Here is a 21,152-nt window from a genome sequence, read left to right on the forward strand (position 1 = left end):
GAGTAACAATTATATGTTTTCTCTGATTCTATCGAAAGTTCAGAGATTTAAATCCCGATATAATAAAATCGCTTTATGGGCCTGACTTCATGGATTCTCTGGCACGGCGAAAAAATTGGATCAAGTATATTATCCAGATTTTTCTGGCCTCCAGCCAGCGCCTCGGCAGTTATTCTTGACGGCGAGGAGATCCTTGTAGTCGATAAAAGTGATTACCTGATGCTTCCGGGAGGCCTCCTGGAGAGAGGAGAAAACTTTGAACAGGCAGTCGAGAGAGAAGTACGTGAAGAGACAGGCCTTGAAGTAGAAGTTTTGGAGGAGATCGACGAGTTCGTTAAAGACTTCGCAGGCGTGGAAAAAATATTCACGGCCACTGTCAAAGATGGAGAACTAGAGTCTTCATGGGAAGGCACTCCGAAGTATATTTCGCTGGGAGAGGCCTCTGATAGGAGATGGCGTTGGAATCGTGATATAAAGGATCTGATCGAAAAAGCCCAACGCTAAATAAATTTGCCGATAACTTTCTCTGTATGATAGGACAAAACTTGAAAACTAATTTCAGGATTTTCACACTGTTAAGCGTTCTTACAGGCCTCTTCATAGGAGCCGGATACATTATCGGCGGCCGTGGAGGAATGATTCTAGGCCTATTCTTCGCAGGAATAATGAATTTTGCATCGTACTGGTACTCGGATAAAATAGTTCTGAAGATGTACGGCGCAGAAAAAATTTCAGAGGAAGAAAATCCGGATCTACACAAGATGGTAGAGAGACTGGCTGAAGACGCTGGAATCCCGAAGCCGAAAGTTTACATGAACGATATGGAGGTGCCGAACGCATTCGCCACAGGAAGAAATCCTGAGAAAGGTGTAGTCTGTGTCACGAAAGGCCTTATGAATACTCTGAACGATGAGGAAATCGAAGGAGTCATAGCACACGAACTGGCGCACATAAAGAATAGAGATACTTTGATCAATGCAGTCGTCGCCACGATAGCGGGAGCTGTTGGAATACTGGCCGAGATGGCTTTCTGGGGAGCAATGTTCGGAGGAAGAGAAGAGGAAAGCGATATGATCTCCGCACTCGTCCTCATGATCCTCACACCGCTGATAGCAACAATCATCAGGATGGCAGTATCAAGAAGCATGGAGTTCCGCGCCGATAGAGACGCCGTAAAAATCTCTGGCAACAGAAAAGGCCTCTCATCCGCACTTGAAAAAATCAGCGAGGCCTCATCCAGGCCTCTGAAAGGCCATGCATCAAGAAGTCAAGAGGCAGGTGCAAATCTTTTCATCTCGAATCCGTTCTCCGGCGACAAGATCACTAAATACTTTTCAACTCATCCTCCGCTGGATGAACGACTTGAAAACATCGAGTCGACAGAGCTATGAATCCGGAAATTAACTCGAAAAACTCTGATTCCGGGCCTGTAGATCCTTTCAGGCCTGAGCTTCTGGACGAAGTACAGGGACCGAGCTACGGCCAGGATCCGGTACTTGATGAGCTGGAGGCCTCTATGGGGGAAGTGGAAGATTTTTCAGGCCTAAGCTTTGATGTATTCGATGAAGTTTCTGTAGAAAATCTTCCAGAAGGTGTTCCGGCAGCTACACGGAACGAAAAATACAGGGCGCCGCTTGTAGGAAATATTTACGACAGTACTGTTCTCGTGGCTGATCCGGAGCTTTTACAGATGCCAAAAGCTGAGAGAAATCACGCGCTCCTGCATGAAAACGTTCACGGCCACTACTTCAGAGGGGAGGAACAGAGGCCTCTGGAAAAGGCGGGAGTCGAAGACGAAGATAAAGAAAAACTGTACAGGATGTTGAACTACGGCGACGAATCAGCTTTCGAAGGAGCTACAGAGTTCATCACGCACATGCTTGATCCGGAGAGCAGGAGAGTAGGGAAGAAATTCTATCCAGAAGAACTGGAAGCAGTTGAACAGGAACTCGATGCCGACTCCCAGCTAGTGGAAGATATTCAAGGCCTGAAAAACAAACTTATCGATAATTACCGAGAATTTATGATGTACAGGCCTCTGAAGGAGTGTACATGGAGTCAGGGAATTTTGCCGGTGTAGATTACAACGCTTTGGTGATTGGGGACGATGCAGAGGCCTACGGCGAAGGTGTCGTGAGAGATTATCTTGAAAACTTTGCAGAGTACGACGAAGACGGCGTTTATGGATTAGATGAAGATTCCGGCGGAGTTATGGAAGATAACTCGATTAACTGGAGCGGCTGGGACGAGAAACTGGACTACACTGAAGGAATGTAGAAAAATTCTATTTTTGTCTGAAAATTTTTTCACGAAGTTTTCTTTGAAGTTGTCTGGAGGCCTCTTTTTCCGACGTTGTAGAGGTATTGGATTTCACTTTCTGTGAGAGGCCTATTGTAGATACGGACTTCGGAGATTTTTCCTTTTGAATAGAACGAATCATTTACTCTAGAACCTATTCTCATATTGGTGCTTGAGATATTTTTCAGGCCGTTATACGTATTGTCTTGCGAAAGTGGTATTTTTGAACTATTGACATATATTTCTCCTTTAGCTCCATCAAAGTTTGCCGTAACATGATTCCATCTATCCGTCTTGAGCTGTTTACTGCTCTGTTCAGTGATACGTGTGTCGCCATTTTCATCTTTAGCCGCGAACTGCAAATCTCCGTTACCGCTTTGACCCAACTTAAACTGTGATTCGCTTCCCCAGTTCTTGACCCGCGAAAAATAATCTTGTTCTGCATTCAGATTGACAGGTTTAATCCATAGAGAAATGCTCAAAGTATTAGCTTTCCAAAGATCCCTGTTCAAAGATATTTCTACATAATCGTTGCTTCCGTCGAAGCTGTATGCGTTCTGGCCTAGAATTCCAGAGGCTTCTGGTACAGTTGAGTCTCCGCCGTCGTTGATTGTTCCGTGATTTTCGTTGCCTGAATGATCATAGGCCTTATCTCCACTTTCTTCGTTGAGAGGCCAGTAGCCGACAAGTGTCACGTATTACTGTTGATTATTGTTTGTTAAAAATTTGAGAAGTCAGAGGCCTTTTTTGAGGCCTCTCGGAATTTTTTTAGAGCTGTGTGTGTTCTCCGATCAGTGCGTCGTTGAGGTTGACGTCTTTTATTTTTGCGTGCTGATCTAGGATAGAGTTTCTGACTTCGGAGTCTATGATTTTTGCGTTGGGGAAGACGATGCTTTTCTTGACTTTGGAGTTTTTGACTTCTGCGCCTTCCATGACGATGGAGTCGTCGTCGACTTCAGAGTCCTTGACTGTTCCCTCGACGATTTTGTCGTCTGTTATGCTTGCGACTGCGTTGAGGTATCCCTGCGGTGTTCCGACGTCGAACCATTCTCCGTCGAAGCTGTAAGCGTACATCTCTCTTTCCTCGTGAGCCCATTCGATAAGCCTTCCTGGCTCATCCAGGTACTGATCCTCCGGTATATCCGTCTCTGCGAAGTGTTCCTCGTATCTGTCGAAGAGATCCAGATCTTCCTCTGGGAAGAAGTACCAGGCGATAGAGGCCAGTGTGGAAGGAGGGACATCAGGCTTCTCCTTGAATCCTACGATCCTGTCGTCGTCGACATCCACGATACCGAACTGTGAGGCCATCTCCTCGCTTTCGACATCGTAGACAACGTTCGCAGGAGCATCTTTCTCCTTCACAAATTCTATGAAGTCTGCTCCGTCAAAGCTCTGATAGTTATCTCCTCCGACGATCACGAGATCGTCTGAGAGGCCTTCGCTTTCTATCAAGTTGATTATGGCGCCGATAGTACCTGGCTTGTCGTGTTCGTTGTCCTGATCCTCTGAAACAACTCTAACATCTTCGAAGTCAGAGGCCTCGACGTATTCGTCGAAGTCGGGAGCGAACTTGTCGTTCGTCGAGATTATTACTTCGTCGACTTCGCCTTCAAGGTCGTCGAGAATGTATTCGATTATAGGTTTCTCACCGAGCGGAAGAAGTGGCTTCGCCCGATGCTTCGTAACAGGCCACAGACGTGTGGCGTGACCGCCAGCTAGAATTATCGCTTTCATCGCTATCAGATAATACAAAGTAATACATCACAAGTTAAAAACTCTTACCTTCCGATGGAGATAAATCAATCAGGCCTCTCAAATAACTACGATGGGAGTAATCCTTCACGTCGACATGGATGCATTCTACGCCTCAGTAGAGGCCCAGAGAAGAAATATTTCGGGCCCGATAGTAGTCTGCGTCTACTCCGGCCGGACAGAAGACTCCGGAGCAGTATCCACGTGCAGCTATGAGGCCCGAGAGCTTGGTATACACGCAGCGATGCCGATAAAAAACGCGAAAAAGATCGCAGATGAATCAGGTAAAGAAGTAAACTTCGTTGGAATGGACAAAGAGTACTACGATCAGTTCTCCGACGACATAAAAGAAGAGATACTTGAAAAACACACGGAAACGATTGAAAAGGCCTCTATCGACGAATTCTATCTTGAACTGGAGACAGAAAACTTTGATGAAGCAGAAGATATAGCGAAAAAGATCCAGACCTCTGTCAATGAAGATTTCGGCGTAACATGTTCTGTAGGAGTCGCTCCGAACAAGCTAGTGGCCAAGATTGCTTCAGATCAGGAAAAGCCAGAAGGCATCACAGTAATCAGGCCTGAAGAAGTCAAAAATTTCATGAGAGGCCTGAAAATGGATGACATACACGGTATAGGAGGAAAGACTGTGGAAAAGCTGAATGATATTGGAATAAGTTCTGTAGAGGCCTTGGCTGAGTCTGATCCTGCTTTACTGGTCAGAGAATTCGGTGAGAAGCAGGGCCTCAAGTTGAGGGAAAAAGCCAGGGGAGAAGACGATTCTGAGGTCAAGGAGACGCTTCAGAAACAGGTAACAAGGATAACGACGCTGGAGGAGAACTCCAGAAAGTTTAATCAGGTGAAGAAAGTTTTTCCTGAACTGGCCTCTGATATAATCGAACGACTGGAGGAGAAAGATATGGATTTCGGATCAGTATCTCTTATAGTCATCGATACGGATATAGAGATGAGTACACGGGCAAAAAGCCTCAAAAGCCGTGTCAGAGATGAAGGAGTTCTGATCGAGGAAGGCGAAAAACTGCTTGAAGAATTTCTTCAGAACTCTGACGCTGTTATACGCAGAGTAGGCCTCAGAGCATCCGATCTTAAGAAGAGAAAAGGCCAGAAATCGATGGATGCCTTCACCTGAAACTTCAGACAATCTCAAGTCTCCGTCCTAGATCTTCAAGATCATCTACTTCGTACTCAGGCCTCACACTGCACTTGATATTGCTTCTGTTGACCAGCGCAGCATCTATACCGGCGTTCTTTGCAGCTTCTATATCTGATTCTTTGTCGCCGATGTAAAGAGAAGGCCTCTGCTTCAGTTCCGCTTCAGCAATCTGGATATGATCGGGATGAGGCTTGCGGAGCTTGAGATCGGAGAAACTCTCTACTCCGCGGTAGAAATCGAAGTAGGCCTTCAACTCGAAAAACTTCATAGTAGTCTCGACAGCACTCTCCGGTGCATTACTTATCAGACCTAGTTTTCTATCTTCTCTATGTACGGCATCAAGAAAAACTCTTGCATCGCTGTACAGCCTGAAATCCCCGCTTTTAACCTGCTGGATGCGTGCAAGACTAGTAGTCTCAGCTATAAGTTTCCAGACGTTTCCCGGATCAAGATCGTATTTTTTACAGGCCTCTATACATTTCTCCCGGCCGTGATCACCGAGGAAAAACTCCATTTCCCTTCTTGAAAGTCTTTCAGGATTGATGCCTGTCTCATTCAAGGCCTTTTCCACGGCGCTGAACTTCCAGTCCTCGTTCTCCACAAGTGAGTTCAGTATAACGCCGTCCATATCAAGAATCACTGATCCATACTTCATAACAGAAAACTGGAAACTCCTCGTTTAAACAGATTTGTGGAAAACTTTTCCTATCCAAAACTACGCATAAAAAACACGAACAGGCCTCCAGCAACAGCAAGACAGATTAAAGAGAAGTACACGAATTTTTTCCAGGCCTCTGATCCCTCGCGCCGAAGTAAAAGGCCTCCGGTCATCGCTGCAGCAGCCACTACTACAAGCGCAACTATGGTTGAAAGCACTCCGGCCATACCTCTAAAATTGATTTTCCCGATAAAAAATCTTCTGTTGAAAAACCTTTACCGGTAAAAAGTTTACAGGCCTCAAACAAATTTACAACAGATGCCAGCGGTCGAAAATTACAGAATCTTCTCGGCCCGGCAGAAACAGAAAGTTTCGTGCCAGCGTGGCGGAGTCTGGCTGAACGCGGCAGATTCGAGATCTGCTGGCCCATATGCGGCCTCCCCGGTTCAAATCCGGGCGCTGGCGATTCAATTTCCAATTATGATTCTTTCTCCTTGAGGCCTGAAAATTGCTCCTGAAAGTATTCGAGGCCTTTCAGCTTCTATAGTTATCGATCCTTTCCAGAGGCCTGAGATTTTTGTGGAGTTGGCTAGATTGAAGGTGGCCTGTCCATTCAAGGCCTCGAATACGGAGGAAGATTCTGACTGGAAAATCGAGGATACGTTGAAGTTCTGTCCGCTTACTTCGTGTGTTGAGTTCGAGATGCATTCATTGACTGGGCCTCTTTTGTCGCAGATTGCTAGATCGCTTTTGTATTTTATCAGTACGATTCCGGAGCCTCCGTTTCCTCCGTTTCCTCCGTCTCCACTGTCTGTTGTTCCTGATCCTCCGCCTCCTCCTGTGTTTGGCATTCCGTTTTCTCCGTTATCGTTTACTCCTTGCCCTCCGTTTCCTCCGCCTCCAAGGCCTCCGGTTGCCCATTCTGATGGGCTGTAAAGATAGTCTCCTGATGTTGAGGATCCGTCATGTGATCCTCCTCCCCCTCCTCCGGCGAAGTATCCGTTTTCTCCGTATTCATCTCCGAAGACGTCTCCAAGGTATATTCCTTGTCCGCCGTCTCCCGGTTTTCCGCTGGTTCCTGTTGTACCTGTTTCTCCTGGCTCTGTTGCTCCTCCGCCTCCTCCATGATTGTACCAGCTGTTTGACTGTCCGTTTCCTCCGTCATTTACGTATCTTGAAAGATTGTCCGAGCTGGCTGTCAGGCCGTTTCCTCCTGTAGTTGTACCTCCTCCACCAGAGCCTCCATCATTTCCCTGTTCTCTTCCACTGTATGATCCTCCTCCGCCTCCTCCCAGCGCAGTGATGCTTCCGAATTCTGAGTTTTCTCCATTGTTTCCATCCTGTGCTGTACCTGTTCCGTCACCGTCTCCGCCTAGGCCTCCAGCTCCGACTGTTATACTGTAGTTATCTTTTGAAATATTGATTGTGCCATAGACTGCTTCTCCTGCACCGCCTCCACCTCCGTGTCTGCCGGCACCTCCGCCTCCTCCACCTACTACAAGTATAGTTGCTTCATCGACGTTGTCAGGAACGTCCCACGTATGTGTGCCGACTGCTGTAAAGGCCTCTACTTTCTCTTCTGCGGAGACAGTGACTGTGAGGGAGAGAACTAGAAAAATCATTAAGAACGCTGCGTATATTTTTCTCATTTTTTCAGGAGGCCTCTAAGTTAACTTGTTTCCGGGTGTTTTTGATGTTTTTCTGGAGAGGGCGTCTGGGTGCCCCGAGTTTTTTATTCGATCCATCCATTTTGACTTTTGTTAGTTTACTGGTTAGTTATGGCTCAGATTGGAAGCATTAAAGTTGAGACTTCGTCTGGAATTGTTTCTGTCCCTGTGTTTGATCTTGATGATGCTAGTTCTCAGGAGAACGATTTTTTGAGGGTTAATACTGGCTCAGGTGTTGGTTTTATTCCTCTCGCTGACAGGAGTAGTGCAGCTTTCCCCTATATTAGGATTCAGACGGCGAATGGCGTCCTGGCAGCGGATGATAGCATTGTTGAGGAACTTTCCTATTATCTTGAGGATGACTGGAATGATAACAGGCTTTCAAGCAGGAACGGGAGCACTAGCGGAGGGTCGTACACTGCAGATGATGGAGAAGTTTTGGATACGGCCCGTTACAGGCCTGAATGGACTTATGATGGTGATGGGCTGTCTATCAATGCTCGTAATGAGAGATTGGAAATTACGGGTGGTACAGGAAATAACAATCATGGATATATGTATACTTCCTCGGAACTGAACTGCGGAACTTTTGAGTGGGATATTCAGCTAGGAGGGTACACTAGCGATGATTATCATGCGAACAACTGTTCTTTCCAGTTCATGAGGCAGGATGCTAACAACAAGTTGCAGTTAACAGTCAGTATAAAATCAGGAGTGGTATTATCCAAGACGGAATCGGGGACAGGCACTACGTTAGTGAGCAACTCAAACGCTATCAAGGGAACGACAACTAATCATACTGTGCGGATAGAAGTGGAGCCAAATGGAGATGTAGAGCTTTTCATAGACGATGTAAGTCAGGGGAAGGCCTCAAATTCATTCCTGCCAGACTCCAACGAGTTTAGAATAACTTTATTCGACGACGCTAACGACACTTGGCACACTCAGTACTATATAGACAATCTTAGACTTGGATGAAGATTTCTTTAGAGGCCTTATACAGTCTCTCTAGAATTTCTTGAGAGAAGTTTCTAAGGCCTGATATCTTTTAATATTTTAACATACATCATCAAAAATAGGTGAACTTGTATTATGCCAGGATTAGGAGGACAACCGATTTTTGTTATGTCGGAAGATGCTGAACGTCAAACCGGTGAAGATGCTCAACAGAATAATATTGAGGCCTGTAAGACCGTGGCGAATGCGGTGCGTACTACTTTAGGCCCGAAAGGTATGGATAAGATGATGGTGGATTCCGTCGGCGATCTTGTTGTTACGAACGACGGAGTTACTATTCTTGATGAGATGGACTTGGAGCATCCAGCTGCCAAGATGATGGTTGAAGTCGCCGAGACTCAGGAAGAGGAAGTCGGCGATGGAACAACTACAGCTGTAGTCTTGGCTGGAGAGCTCCTGAAGCAGGCGGAGGATCTCCTTGATCAGGATATCCATCCGACAGTTATTACAAAAGGATACAGACTGGCACGTGAGAAAAGCACTCAGGTGCTTGAAGATATTTCCGAGGACGTCGATCTTGATGATGAAGATGTTCTTGAGAAAGTTGCGATGACGGCGATGACCGGTAAGTCAGCTGAATCCGCAAGAGAGTATCTGGCGGAGATCGGTGTCAAGGCCGTTAGACAGGTAGCTGATCAGACTGGCGACAGAATGATTGTTAACAAGGATAATATCAAGCTTGAGAAGAAAGGCGGTGGCTCTGTAGAGGATACAGAGCTTGTTCAGGGAGTAATCCTTGACAAGGAACGTGTCCAGTCCGGAATGCCTTCGTCAGTCGAGGATGCGAAGATCGCTCTGCTTGATTCTCCTATCGAAGTCAAGGAGACAAGTACTGATGCCGAGATCAACATCTCCGATCCAAGCCAGATGAAAAACTTTGTAGAACAGGAGGAAGAACAGCTCAAGGAGATGGTGGAAGCTCTGGATGATGCAGGAGCAAACGTTGTTATCTGCCAGAAAGGCATCGACGACATGGCTCAGCACTATCTGGCCAAGAGAGGAATTTTCGCTATCAGAAGAGTTTCAAGCGGAGACATCCAGAAACTTGCCAACGCAACAGGAGCAAACATAATCACAAATATTACAGGAATAGAGGCCTCTGATCTTGGAGAGGCAGGAACTGTAGAGCAGCAATACATCGGCGGAGAGGCCATGACTTTCGTACAGGACTGTCCAGAGGCCAAGTCTGTTTCCGTCCTCATCAGAGGAGGAACAGATCACGTAGTCGACGAGATCGAAAGAGCGATGGAAGACGCTATTGGAGCAGTATCCTCAGCCATCCAGCACGGTAAAGTAGTCGGTGGGGGAGGAGCAACAGAAGTCGAACTGGCTCAGGATCTCAGAGACTACGCTGACTCAATCGGTGGAAGAGAACAGCTTGCCATCAACGCTTTCGCAGATGCACTGGAAGTTATTCCAAGAACACTGGCAGAAAACGCAGGCCACGATCCTATCGACACGCTTGTCGATCTGAGAAACCAGCATGATGCCGGAAAGAAGATGGCGGGCATCAACGTTGCCTCAGGTAAATCGGAGGAACTCTACGAACAGGGAGTAGTTGAGCCACGACAGACAAAGACACAGGCAGTACAGTCTGCTTCCGAATCAGCTGAGATGATTCTGAGGATCGACGATGTCATCGCAGCCAAAGGATTCGACGCCGACGGCGGACAGGGCGGAGGCCCACCAGGCGGACCTGGAGGAGGCCCAGGCGGAGGAATGCCTGGCGGCGGCCTGATGTAGAAAAATTTGGAGAGGCCTCAACGCCTCCACATTTTACCTTCATTTCTTGTTTTCTTGCCTGTTTTTCTTTCAAAGTTTCCACAGATTATAAATAGGCCTGAACGTAATTTTCCTTGTAAAGAGGTATTTTCCAGTATATGGCTAATGATGAAGTACAGCTCGGTGATATGGGGGACGATGACTACGAAGTTGTTCCTCTTGGACCTATAAGGAAACTTGAGAGAAGAGTTGAGGATCTTCAGGAACAGCAGCAACAGAAAGAGCAGACAGGAGGTTCCGCTAACGAAGAGCTTGTACGTGATATACTGGATATCATGAAGTCGAATCAGAAGATTGTCAACGATATGACAGAGTCGACTCATGAGCTGCGTAACAGTGTAGAGGACTTGACTAATAAGATGGACTCTGTAATTGATAACATGAATTCTTTCATGGATCTTCTTCAGCAGGCCTCTGAAATGGATATGGAGGGAGAGATTGCTGGGGATCTTGAGCAGCGTGTTGCAGATGCCATTGGAGACAAGATGGATGACATGGTGAGTGAGGTATCAAAGTCTAATCAGATGATTGCAAATAACTTGGAGGACTTGAATACTCAGATGAGGAAGAATTACTATGCTTCTGAGTCAGGAGGTGGTGTGGCTAATCAGTCCAGGCCTCAGAACTCCAGGAGAAGACAGCAGTCACAGAATCAGCAGGATCAGGGACAGTCACAGAACTCATCGCAGGGATCCAGAAGACGTGGTTCAAGCGGTATGGGCCAGCAGTCTGGAGGAAGCAACATGAATATGGGTTCGGATAATTCTAACAGGATGAAAAAGTTGCGAGAGAAATTCGATAAAGGAAGCGGAGAATGAACAGGAAGGGAGTTACTCCTCTAGTTGGAACTGCATTGCTTATTTTAATCGCTGTGTCTGCCGTTACTTCAGCTGCTGTATTCATAAGGGATACAACGCAGCAGGTGTCGGACTCGGTTAACGAAAGAATATCTGAAGACGAGATGAGGGAGAACTCCGGTATCGATATCGAATACGCCTATAACAACAGTGATGGCAACATATCGCTTGTAGTTAGAAATACAGGCCGCTACACCTTAACAGTTGAGGAGAATAACAACAAATTCTGGAATCTTTACTCTGATGGGAGGCCTGTAGGATTCACTTATTCTGATGGTTCCGGTGGTCAGAAACTGATTGATCCTGATGCAACTCTGACGCTGCAAACTCAGATAGAGTTCCCGCAAGGAGATTACACCTCTGTCAATCTTGAAGGCACATACGGCACTTCATCATCGATAATCTGTGATGAATCTGATCCGGACGGAGCCTGTTAGTGTGTACAAACCAACTTTTTCCTATTTGAGGACTCTTGAACTTATTTAAACCAGCGTATCCTATTTTTCTGTACGGGATATTCAATGGAATTATTTGAGCAGAGAAAGGGTATTACACCCGTTATTGCGATCGTTCTGCTTCTGATGGTTACAGTTGGAGCTGTGGGTGTTGTATACACACAGTTCAACAGTCTCGTAGGTAATCCAAGTGATGAGTTCGAGGATCAGCAGAGAAATCAGGATACAAACATCCGAATTTCTCAGCTACAGACAAACGCTGATCTTCCTGAAAACATCAACAGCTTGGATCATACTCCCGCAAATTACGGAAACATCACTATGACACTTCAGAACTCCGGATCAGTTTCGAGGAACACAACTTCGTTTGTGCTCTCGGTATCCGGTGCAGATGGAAGCGTCCCAACCAGTGGAGCATACTGCTTCACGGCTGAAGACAGTGTGATTCTTGATCCAGGAGATACCTACGAATGTAACACAGGTATCACTTACCCACAGGTCACGAACGAAGTAGAGTTCGAGGTCCTTCTAACAGGTTCATCAAAGACCTGGACAGAGACCTGTAGACCTGATGTAACAGGAGCAGAAAGCTGCGCTTAAAGCAGTTTATCATTTTCTTATTTTTCTTTTCTATAACTGATTGAAAGTGGAAGAACTTTGCTTTTGAGAGGCCTGTAAGTGACATTTATATTTCAGAGTAGGTAATTTGTTGAATATGCTGTCGAGAAAGGCCCAGATTCAGGCTGTCACAGTTGTTCTACTGACAGGCCTGACTGTAGGTGTTGCCTCCGTAGTTTATGTATGGGGTGAGCCTATACTTGACAAGAGAGAGTCTCAGGTAGGCCTTGACTCGGTTGAACAGGATGTACTGACTCTTCGGGAAGAGATTTTACGTGTCAGTGAGGCAGGTGAAGGAGCGGCTGCTAACGTGGAAATGGACGGCGGTGAAAGCGACTTTGACATTGAGATGATACGTGTGGAGGACAGTATTGACTACATAGATATCGTTGTTGATGCTTCGGAGTCCGAGTATCCGGATGGGCGCTGGACTCTGTTGAAAGGAGATAATCAGCGTAACTTATCTATATCGAATACTGGAGACTACGTCCTTGAAGGAGAAGATGAACAGTCGGTACTCCTTGTAAGGCCTCAGTCATCCGTTATAACTTACAGGATAGAGTTCAGGAATATTTACTCTGAGAATGCTGAAGGCGCACCGGTGGAGAAGATTGATCTTATTTCACGAGGAGGTGATGTCTCAAGTGGTGGAGCAGAGGTCTACGTAACTAATACGGGTACAGAGGTAGATACAGGTGAAGATGGGCTTACATTATCCTCTGGTCAAACCCTTGACAGAAGCCGAACGGAGATAGAAGTTGATCTAAGATGATTAAAGGGTCTAGAAAAGGACAGTACCTGGCTATTGAGACGGTTCTATCGCTGGGAATCAGTATAGTTGTTGCAACGGCAGTAATAGGTGCTTTCAACAGTTACAGGAGCAGTGTTGTTGACGATGTACAGGAAAGGCACATTGACATAATTAATTCGGAGATAATACGAACAGTCTACAATCTGAAGTATATGGACTCGGGAAGCGGTATCACGCTGGATCTTCCCCAACCACAGACCGGAGAATACACTGTATCGCTTCAGGACTCACAGGTAAGAGTGGATACAGGCAGTGGAGTTGATTCCCAAGTCATAGATGGAGCTAGATGGGCCTCAGGTTTCAGCGGCTCAACTTCCAGCTCAGAGGTTAAAATCATGAAGCTTGAAAACGAAGTTGTACTGAGGCCTGGATAGAGATGGGATTCGGTGGACTGGTAGGACGCCTCAGGAAGATAAAGCATCCTGAGTACTACGAAGAAGATGAAGAGGACTCTGAGAAAGCTGAAGGTGTCAGTCTTCCAGCTCCAGGAGAGTTCAGCGAAGAGATGGTGGAAGAGGCCAAGGACGAGGAGAATCTGACTGATGTTAATATTGCATATCCTCTGATCCCTCAGGATCCTGATGAAGGGGAAATCGTCTATGCATGGGCACATATCAAATGGGATGAGGAACAGGGAGAGCTTATTTACGAGATAGTGGAGCCTGAACTTGATGAGGAAACTGCAGAGGCCTATGAGAAGATCGTTGAAATAATGCAGAGAAGTTTTGATGTCAATTTTGAGGATCTTGAATCGGGCAAGGCGAAGGAGTACCTTGAAGAGAAGATCGACATGATTGTTGACAAGTACAATATCGATGTTCCTGACGATAAAAGAGAGGTAATACGATACTACACGAAAAGGGATTTTGCAGGCCTCGGAAAGCTACAGCCACTGATGAACGACACAGAGGTCGAGGATATCTCCTGCGACGGCCTGGATATTCCTGTCTACGCTTATCACAGGAATCCACGTTTCGGTTCTATCAAGACGAATCTGGTTTGGAGCGAAAAAGAGGAGCTGGACAGCTTCGTCATGAAACTGGCCCAGAGATGTGGAAAATCGATTTCTGTTTCCAGTCCATTGCTGGATGGATCCCTGCCAGATGGTTCCCGTGTACAGGCCACTCTGGCAACTGATATCGCAAGGAAGGGATCGAACTTCACGATCCGAAGATTTACAGAGGATCCTCTGACACCGATCCACATGATGGATTACGAGACGGAGAACGCCCGTATGATGAGCTATCTTTGGATGCTTGTCGAGCACGAGAAATCCATACTTGTATCAGGGACTACAGGAGCAGGAAAAACTTCACAGTTGAACGCTCTATCCTTATTTATCAGGCCTGACAAAAAGATCGTTTCAATCGAGGATACGCCAGAGTTGAGATTGCCTCACGATCACTGGGTGCCGGAAGTTTCACGTTCCGGATTCGGTTCCTCAGCCGAAGAGGGAGGCCAAGTTACAATGGATAACCTGTTGAAGGAGTCCTTGCGTCAGAGGCCTGAGTACATCATCGTGGGAGAGGTTCGAGGAGCTGAGGCATATATCCTGTTCCAGCAGATGGCTACAGGGCACACCGGTCTATCGACGATTCACGCAGATTCGCTTGAGATGCTTATGGATCGTCTGACAACAGAGCCGATTAATCTGTCTCCATCTCTTATTGAGACTCTGGACTTGATCATGGTCATCGCCAGAATCCGACGTGGAGGAACTTACATCCGAAGGATTATGGGGCTTTTCGAGGTGCGTGGATACGACAAGAGGAAAGGTATCGACTCGAATCAGGTGTTTGGATGGGATCCGCAGGATGATAATTACTTCGTTAAGAACAATTCCATGCTTCTGAAAGATATCGCAGATCAGTCAGGAATGGATTACAAGGATATACAGAAAGAACTGAAAAACCGTCAGCACGTACTGAAATGGATGCAGGAGGAGCAGATCAAGCACTACAGGAAAGTAGGAGATATTATCAGCCGTTATTACTCGGATCCTCACTCAGTTCTGGAGAAGGTAGGGCAAACATTTAATTCTCAGCAGCCGGAAAACTTGAATAATGGAGCTTAAACGCTACGCCGAAATAGCGTATGAACAGTTCGGAGGCCTGGCCCTTGATGTAGTACCCTACTTCCAGGACTTCAACATGACGCTTAACAAGGCGAATATTAAGCTCTCACTTCCTGAATACATCGCTCTTGCCATAGCATCTGTGTTTCTATCGTTCGGCTTCATGTTCGCAATGTTCGGCACAATATTTGTCTTGGGATCAGGCCTCTCAGGCCTTGTATCTGCACTGATGCTGTCAATAGTTGTCTCCGGTATCGTGGCAGCTCTGGCATATGTTATACCGCTTCTGAAGGTTAACAACAGAGCAACTGTAATCCGTGACATGCTTCCTTTCGCAGTAATGTATCTCTCTACACTGGCCGGGACAGGATCATCGATCTCAGAGATGTTTGAAAATCTTGCAAAAGTAGATGAGTACGGAGAAGTATCTGAAGAGGCCAAAAAAATCCACAGAGATATAGATACTTTTGGAATGGATGTTAACGAGGCCTTGAGAAGAGGAGCACAGAGAACACCGAGTGAGGACTTCGAGGAACTTCTAAGAGGAATGGAACACATATTAACAACTGGAGGATCCGTAAGAGAGTTCCTGAGAGAAAGAGCCGCCAAGTTAATGGATGACTACGAGAGAAGAATCGAAAAATTCGCCGATCAGCTAGGCCTCCTCGTTGAAATGTATATTACAATAGTTGTCGTAGGATCAATAATCTTTACAGCAATGAGCGCCATCATGAGCTCATTCACAGGATTTGCACCTGGCTTTATCGTTGCATTACAGGCCATACTGATTTTCATAGGCCTTCCGCTGATATCAGGCATGTTTATCCTTTTCATTAAAGGTATAGCACCAGGAGGGATCATGTGATGGTTGATTTCTTCAAGGAGGACGAGTACGAGCCAGGATACTCTATCGAAGATAAAGTCGTGCTTGCTTCAGTAGGGGCAGGAGGATTACTCGTTGTTTTAGGTCTTGTAACATTTCTCAGTGTTTCCCAGCGTTTTGGAGGAATTGTATTGATCATAGGTATACTGACAGGGGTTCTTCCTTATGGTGTTCTATCTTTCCTCAAGAACCGTGCCGTGAAACAGATGGAGAAACAGTTCCCTGAATTCCTAAGTGATCTGGCAGAGTCGAAGCGAGGAGGCATGACACTTGTAAGAGCATTTGAATCAGCCACAGACAACGATTACGGCCGTATGAACGGAGAGATAGAAAGGATTTACAACGAGTTAAGCTGGGGTATACCGTTTCCGGAAGTCATGGAACGGTTCAACAAGAGGCTGGAGGATTCTGCTGTCATCCAGGAGTCCATATCCATCATTATCCAGAGCTTCAAGAGCGGAGGAGACATCACAAAGACAATAGAATCTGTTGCAGACGACGCTGCCCGACTCAGAAAAGTTATACAGGAGAAAGACGCTCAGCTACAGCAGCAGCTGTTCATCATGTACGTCATCTTCTTCCTCTTCATCGGCATCACTATAGGAATATACACTATGCTTGGCCAATTGTTGGGCCTTGGAACAGCGGAAAGCGGAGCAATAGAAGGAATCAGCGGAGTTATAGGACAGGAATCGGGAGGCCCCACAAACTTCTGTAACGGCGAAGTACTTGCAGCAGAACCGTTCTGCGCGACGTCAAAAATCTTTGGATTCGTGCCTGCCAACATATCAAGCGGGGAAGTATCTCTGAGCAGCACATATGCGACCACGTATGCATACGGAAGAATGGCGTACTACAAGGCCTTACTGTTCATAATGCTTATGATACAGGGAATATCAACTGCAGCAGTTGCAGGACAGATAAAAGAAGGATCTCCAAGCGCAGGCCTCAAGCACGCAATTATAATGCTTCCTATAGCTTTCGTGGCCTATGTATCGTACGTTGGAGGTGCAGGGATATAGATGTGGCAGAGGAAAGGCCAGATATCCTTTGAGTTCGTTACTTCAATGCTTTTCGTGATCTTCATACTTGCTTTCATAATATTTACAGCGTCTGATCAAGTTCCTGAGATTGAACAGAACAATGAAAGAGCTTCTGTCAATCTAGAGGCCTCGCGTTTGACTTCAATGCTTCTCACTTCTCCAGGGTATCATTCTCACGGTTCTGGAGGAACAGAATGGGAGAGAGACGCTGACACACTTGAAGATATAGAAGATGTAGGCCTAGCATCGGACTATCACGTTGTGGAGAGGGACAAAGTGATGAATCTAGGTACTGTCGGCGGAGATGTGCTTAACTACTCCCGTTTCAGAGAGATAACACAGATCTCTAATCAGTACAGGTTTGTTTTCTCCGCGATGCCTATAGTAGATACTTCAAGCAAGTTTTACAGGACTGAGCCGCCTGAAGATCCGAACATAGTTGAGCCAGAGAACGAAAGATACATCAACTCAGGAAACAACGTAGGATACGGCAGTATAGTTATGGGAGGTACAAAATACAACGTCCTGGTAACTTCACATAATGGGAGATATGACACTGCCTATATGGTCAATGATTCAGCACGTGAATGGAATTTTATAGGAGCTGAGAGGTACGGAGAAGGAGATACAATAGAACTAGGTGGAAGAGAGTTTGTTGTCGAAGGATTCCAGAACAGCGGCGATCAAATAGGGAATATAGTTATCCTGTCGAGAGAGATCAAAACTTTTGGATCCCAGTTCGATGTCGATTCAACTATAACAAAGATAAGCCGATACGCTGCCTTCAAGCAGCCTGGAGCAGATCTCCAGCCTATGAAGATAGAGGTGTACTCCTGGACATGATACGAGGCCTCAGGAAGAGAGCCGGCGCTGGTTACTCTATAGAGGCGATACTGGCAGCTCTGATACTTTTCACCTTCGCCATGAATGCGGTTCAGGTTCCTGACTCTAAAGACTGGTCGGGGTTACAGAGGGAGATAGCTGCCCGTGATATCAGTTTTGTCCTCAAGGAGACAGGCGATCTTGAAACATTTCTGAAAAACTCTGATACCGGTGCGTTACGCACTGCAGCTACCACTTTATCAGATACAGATATCTCTGTTTCCGGGACTGTTGAAAATCTTCCTATAAATGAGATGCGTGTAGGATTCCACAAGATGCCGGACAAAATATTCTGGAATCAAACTGTGGAAGTTCAGGCAGATGATTTCTGCTACGGAGATCTGGAGGAAATACAGGACCGTTCAGAAACGGAAATCCGCAGAACAGCAAACAGCACAGGAACTATGGAAGATAAATACGGTGTCAGACTTTACTTTGCGGATAACGATCCGTCAATCCCCGGAGGCTTCAACGGAGAAACGGACTACGACAGCATATACGTCGATAACGGCACCAGATGTGTCTTCAGAACAGAGGAAGGGCCTTACTACAACGACGAAATTTTTTACTGGGGAAACAGAACCGACGATAGGCCTGGGAACTTCTTCGACTTCAAGAGATACGATAACACTCTTCACAGATTCAACTTTTTCCAGGCCGATAACGCTGTAAGATTCAGAAAGACACTGGAAAAACCGGTGAACGGTATAAAAACCAGAACCGCAGTAAACACGTTTAACTTTACAACAAGAGGCCTCAAAGATCTTGATATACTTGTTTTCTCGGAATCAGAAAGTCTGGAGAAAATACAGGAAAACGATCAGAAATTCAAGGAGTTTGCCCGTGAAGGCTCTGCATTATTCCTGATGAATCTAACTCAGAGCGATATGAACTATGATATAATGCAGGATATAGGATTTGAATGGTTTGACCTACCTTACACAAACAATCCTTCAGAATACGATGAGACTTTCTCTGACTACGAGGACTCAGAGGAGATAGAGACTTACTTCAGAGGCCTTGAAGGCGATATCTCGAAAGTATCGATGGGGCCTGGCGGCAAGGTAATATCGGGACAGGCCTTTACAGCTACTTCGCGTGAAGATCTTCTTTTCGCACGTAACACCGGTTACGATACATCAGATCTTGACGGCGATATACTTTTCGGCGACTCCTGGACAGAGATAAATACCGGTGAGGCCTGTAGAGATACTCAGACAACTTTCCAGATATACATGGAAGCTTATGAAGTACGCAACATCGATCTTTCCCGGGACAGTGGCAACTGCGGGCAGATCAGAGGGTTAATGGTGAGAGAAGACGGAGAATGGCGAGGCCCGTTCCTTGAAGATGAGGTGATCAGGATCGACGGCAGAAGGTACGTTCCACGTATAGAATCCAGTGGTAGCGCACGCCTTGTATTTGCAGGAAGCAGTAAAGTGGAACTTGTCAATCATAGAGAAGTATTTGAGAATATGACAGGTCAGAAAATCGCAAGAGCTGCTTACGAGAAAAACTACAGTGATTCAGACAGAGAGCTACTTGCAACTGTCATGTACTGGCTTCGAGGAGATACGGTCCGTTTCGAGGGCGGTGCTGGCGCCACATCACTTTCGACTACTATCCCTGGCGGTATCAGCGAAAATGTGTACATGCCTTACAAGGTAAAGATGAGGTGGGGCGGTTGAAAGGACAGATGATGATAATAACAGCAGTCATAGTCAGCGTGATGATGGTCTCCGTATCCTCTTCAGTAGCACAGCTGGGCGACAGAGAATATGAGTACCGTGATGAGGCCTATATTTCCAACATGATACGTGGAGAGGCCTCAGAAGTTGATACACGGTATATGAAGGAACGTCAGAACTTCCAGAAGATGGTTCACTCCATAGATACCTACACAACTGAAGTAGAGTACTGGAGCGCACAGAACTGTTTCAACGTAACTCTGAGCAACCGCAGATCAGATATAAATCTCCGCTGCATCAGCTGAATTTTTCGATAAGCTCAACTTCATCTTCATCGAATTCAAACTGCTCAATAAGATCTTCATTTTCTTCGATAAGTATTGCAAACAGCGGAAGACTGTTACGGGCCTCTTTACGTGAAACATGCAGCTTTTCACTCATCTTCGATGTAAGAGACTCCATCCTCTTTCTTGAGGCACGTGAACTACCCAGCTTCTTGATTTTCGAAGGATACTGGTAACGCGTATAGCCACTGTACTTCTGATCCTTGCTCAAAGCTACACCTACAGTAGAGAACTTGTAAAGATACTTCAACAGCTTCCAGTTCTGCCTTCGCCTGATACGGCCATTAAACAGATCAGCCTTGGAAATCCAGTCATAGGCCTCTGCCGTGTCCTTACTGCGTTCATACTCCCGCGGAATATTTTCTCGCACCCACTGAAGGAAGGTATCCGGATCTTCATCCAGATTGTTCGTAGCATCTTCGGCAGTAGAAGCCGTAGTAGTTTTGAAAATTATCTTCAGGGCCTGGAAAATATCCTGCTGGGTATCACGCCCGGATATAGCTTCTAAATCATCTACTTCAAGCTTTTCCTGTCCTGTAGCAGCTGCCTCGAGATCGTTTATGGCAGAACGCATCTGTCCTCCAGCACTACGTGCAATTCTTTTGACAGCACCGTCTTCATACTCTATGCCTTCTGCATCAAGTATTTCACGCAGATGAGCTGCTATAGAGTTCGTATGCACGGAATCAAGCTTTATCAACTTGGCTTTGTTCCTTAAAGTTCTGATACTGTTATCGTAGGCATCATTTGCTGTCATAACGATAGGGAAACGACTTTCATCTACTATCGTGCTTATCTCTTTAACTCCGCCTCTATCGCTGTTACCGCTCATTCCATCGACTTCATCGATAAGTATAATCTTCTGACCGCCGAAGAAAGAGGCCTGACGAGTCGCTTCCTTCAACTCTGTCTTCAACTTCTTCTTTGTACGGACATCCGAAGCATTAGTCTCAACCAGTTCATAGCCCAATTCATTCGCTAGGGCCTCGACAAGAGAAGTCTTACCTGTACCGGCCTGGCCATGAAGCAGCACTGCTCCGTCGCCCTGTTCCCAGTCCTCGGCCCACTCCTTCAACTCTTCTTTCTCGTTGGACGCACCACGGTACTCGGAAAGAGTCTCAGGCCTGTATTTTTCTACCCACATCGTGT

General features: G+C 46.2%; 24 protein-coding genes and 1 tRNA gene. 19 read left to right on the forward strand and 6 right to left on the reverse strand.

The features are described from left to right. The first annotated feature begins 75 nt into the window (after positions 1-75). From ACK3SF_RS02000 to ACK3SF_RS02015, 4 genes are read left to right on the forward strand one after another with little or no spacing between them, the layout of a single operon-like run. A complete protein-coding gene (locus ACK3SF_RS02000; protein WP_414838151.1) occupies positions 76-504 on the forward strand; it encodes an NUDIX domain-containing protein in 429 nt (142 codons plus the stop codon). A 26-nt stretch (positions 505-530) separates the two neighbouring features. Next, positions 531-1,391, forward strand: coding sequence for a zinc metalloprotease HtpX (locus ACK3SF_RS02005; protein ID WP_414838152.1), 861 nt, complete (start codon positions 531-533; stop codon positions 1,389-1,391). Next, positions 1,388-2,080 (forward strand): hypothetical protein, encoded by a 693-nt coding sequence (locus tag ACK3SF_RS02010; protein ID WP_414838153.1) that lies wholly within the window; start codon positions 1,388-1,390, stop codon positions 2,078-2,080. Before ACK3SF_RS02005 ends, ACK3SF_RS02010 begins: the two co-directional genes overlap by 4 nt. Then, entirely contained in the window at positions 2,053-2,277 is a 225-nt protein-coding gene (locus ACK3SF_RS02015; protein ID WP_414838154.1) for a hypothetical protein, read from the forward strand. The genes ACK3SF_RS02010 and ACK3SF_RS02015 overlap by 28 nt, the downstream gene beginning before the upstream one ends. A gap of 29 nt (positions 2,278-2,306) precedes the next feature. Here the strand turns inward: ACK3SF_RS02015 and ACK3SF_RS02020 are convergent, their stop codons facing one another. Continuing rightward, complete coding sequence (locus tag ACK3SF_RS02020; RefSeq protein ID WP_414838155.1) at positions 2,307-2,993, reverse strand: LamG domain-containing protein; 687 nt, start codon at positions 2,991-2,993, stop codon at positions 2,307-2,309. A gap of 73 nt (positions 2,994-3,066) precedes the next feature. Next, positions 3,067-4,050 (reverse strand): sugar phosphate nucleotidyltransferase, encoded by a 984-nt coding sequence (locus ACK3SF_RS02025; RefSeq protein ID WP_414838156.1) that lies wholly within the window; start codon positions 4,048-4,050, stop codon positions 3,067-3,069. Between the two features lie 73 nt (positions 4,051-4,123). On the opposite strand from ACK3SF_RS02025, the gene ACK3SF_RS02030 reads away from it, so the two are divergent. Beyond that, entirely contained in the window at positions 4,124-5,200 is a 1,077-nt protein-coding gene (locus ACK3SF_RS02030) for a Y-family DNA polymerase (protein ID WP_414838157.1), read from the forward strand. A 4-nt stretch (positions 5,201-5,204) separates the two neighbouring features. Here ACK3SF_RS02030 and ACK3SF_RS02035 read toward each other — a convergent pair whose 3' ends face one another. Both ACK3SF_RS02035 and ACK3SF_RS02040 read right to left on the reverse strand, forming a co-directional pair. Next, positions 5,205-5,879 (reverse strand): HAD family hydrolase, encoded by a 675-nt coding sequence (locus tag ACK3SF_RS02035; protein ID WP_414838158.1) that lies wholly within the window; start codon positions 5,877-5,879, stop codon positions 5,205-5,207. Positions 5,880-5,929: 50 nt separating this feature from the next. Beyond that, complete coding sequence (locus tag ACK3SF_RS02040; protein ID WP_414838159.1) at positions 5,930-6,109, reverse strand: hypothetical protein; 180 nt, start codon at positions 6,107-6,109, stop codon at positions 5,930-5,932. Between the two features lie 149 nt (positions 6,110-6,258). Between ACK3SF_RS02040 and ACK3SF_RS02045 the strand changes: the two genes are divergently transcribed. Further along, positions 6,259-6,347: transfer RNA gene (locus ACK3SF_RS02045), tRNA-Ser, on the forward strand. A gap of 2 nt (positions 6,348-6,349) precedes the next feature. Here ACK3SF_RS02045 and ACK3SF_RS02050 read toward each other — a convergent pair. Continuing rightward, positions 6,350-7,531 carry a glycine-rich domain-containing protein gene (locus tag ACK3SF_RS02050; RefSeq protein WP_414838160.1) on the reverse strand — a complete coding sequence of 394 codons (1,182 nt, stop codon included), beginning with the start codon at positions 7,529-7,531 and terminating at the stop codon, positions 6,350-6,352. A 129-nt stretch (positions 7,532-7,660) separates the two neighbouring features. Between ACK3SF_RS02050 and ACK3SF_RS02055 the strand changes: the two genes are divergently transcribed. From ACK3SF_RS02055 to ACK3SF_RS02115, 13 genes are all read left to right on the forward strand, one after another. Beyond that, the gene (locus tag ACK3SF_RS02055; RefSeq protein ID WP_414838161.1) at positions 7,661-8,527 is read left to right on the forward strand and encodes a hypothetical protein; all 867 of its coding nucleotides are present in this window, start codon (positions 7,661-7,663) and stop codon (positions 8,525-8,527) included. Positions 8,528-8,641: 114 nt separating this feature from the next. Beyond that, positions 8,642-10,309, forward strand: coding sequence for a thermosome subunit alpha (thsA, locus tag ACK3SF_RS02060; protein ID WP_414838162.1), 1,668 nt, complete (start codon positions 8,642-8,644; stop codon positions 10,307-10,309). Positions 10,310-10,446: 137 nt separating this feature from the next. Beyond that, positions 10,447-11,166, forward strand: coding sequence for a hypothetical protein (locus ACK3SF_RS02065; RefSeq protein WP_414838163.1), 720 nt, complete (start codon positions 10,447-10,449; stop codon positions 11,164-11,166). Continuing rightward, the gene (locus ACK3SF_RS02070) at positions 11,163-11,642 is read left to right on the forward strand and encodes an archaellin/type IV pilin N-terminal domain-containing protein (RefSeq protein WP_414838164.1); all 480 of its coding nucleotides are present in this window, start codon (positions 11,163-11,165) and stop codon (positions 11,640-11,642) included. The genes ACK3SF_RS02065 and ACK3SF_RS02070 overlap by 4 nt, the downstream gene beginning before the upstream one ends. A gap of 84 nt (positions 11,643-11,726) precedes the next feature. After that, positions 11,727-12,260 carry an archaellin/type IV pilin N-terminal domain-containing protein gene (locus ACK3SF_RS02075; protein WP_414838165.1) on the forward strand — a complete coding sequence of 178 codons (534 nt, stop codon included), beginning with the start codon at positions 11,727-11,729 and terminating at the stop codon, positions 12,258-12,260. Between the two features lie 115 nt (positions 12,261-12,375). Next, positions 12,376-13,050 (forward strand): hypothetical protein, encoded by a 675-nt coding sequence (locus tag ACK3SF_RS02080; RefSeq protein WP_414838166.1) that lies wholly within the window; start codon positions 12,376-12,378, stop codon positions 13,048-13,050. After that, a complete protein-coding gene (locus ACK3SF_RS02085; protein WP_414838167.1) occupies positions 13,047-13,463 on the forward strand; it encodes a hypothetical protein in 417 nt (138 codons plus the stop codon). The genes ACK3SF_RS02080 and ACK3SF_RS02085 overlap by 4 nt, the downstream gene beginning before the upstream one ends. A 2-nt stretch (positions 13,464-13,465) precedes the next feature. Then, positions 13,466-15,163 (forward strand): type II/IV secretion system ATPase subunit, encoded by a 1,698-nt coding sequence (locus tag ACK3SF_RS02090; RefSeq protein ID WP_414838168.1) that lies wholly within the window; start codon positions 13,466-13,468, stop codon positions 15,161-15,163. Continuing rightward, positions 15,153-16,028, forward strand: a complete 876-nt coding sequence (locus ACK3SF_RS02095) for a type II secretion system F family protein (protein ID WP_414838169.1) — start codon at positions 15,153-15,155, stop codon at positions 16,026-16,028. The genes ACK3SF_RS02090 and ACK3SF_RS02095 overlap by 11 nt, the downstream gene beginning before the upstream one ends. Beyond that, positions 16,028-17,068, forward strand: coding sequence for a type II secretion system F family protein (locus ACK3SF_RS02100; RefSeq protein ID WP_414838170.1), 1,041 nt, complete (start codon positions 16,028-16,030; stop codon positions 17,066-17,068). Before ACK3SF_RS02095 ends, ACK3SF_RS02100 begins: the two co-directional genes overlap by 1 nt. Further along, positions 17,069-17,932: a hypothetical protein gene (locus tag ACK3SF_RS02105; RefSeq protein ID WP_414838171.1), complete on the forward strand. Its 864-nt coding sequence runs from the start codon at positions 17,069-17,071 to the stop codon at positions 17,930-17,932. Further along, on the forward strand, positions 17,929-19,659 hold the full coding sequence (locus ACK3SF_RS02110) for a hypothetical protein (RefSeq protein ID WP_414838172.1): 1,731 nt from the start codon (positions 17,929-17,931) through the stop codon (positions 19,657-19,659). The genes ACK3SF_RS02105 and ACK3SF_RS02110 overlap by 4 nt, the downstream gene beginning before the upstream one ends. Further along, complete coding sequence (locus ACK3SF_RS02115) at positions 19,647-19,964, forward strand: hypothetical protein (RefSeq protein ID WP_414838173.1); 318 nt, start codon at positions 19,647-19,649, stop codon at positions 19,962-19,964. Before ACK3SF_RS02110 ends, ACK3SF_RS02115 begins: the two co-directional genes overlap by 13 nt. Here ACK3SF_RS02115 and ACK3SF_RS02120 read toward each other — a convergent pair. Next, positions 19,957-21,147: a replication factor C large subunit gene (locus ACK3SF_RS02120; protein WP_414838174.1), complete on the reverse strand. Its 1,191-nt coding sequence runs from the start codon at positions 21,145-21,147 to the stop codon at positions 19,957-19,959. The two genes, ACK3SF_RS02115 and ACK3SF_RS02120, sit on opposite strands and share 8 nt — an antisense overlap. Between the last annotated feature and the right edge of the window lie 5 nt (positions 21,148-21,152).

The sequence above is a fragment of the Candidatus Nanosalina sp. VS9-1 genome, assembly GCF_047555085.1.
Taxonomy (GTDB): domain Archaea; phylum Nanohalarchaeota; class Nanosalinia; order Nanosalinales; family Nanosalinaceae; genus Nanosalina.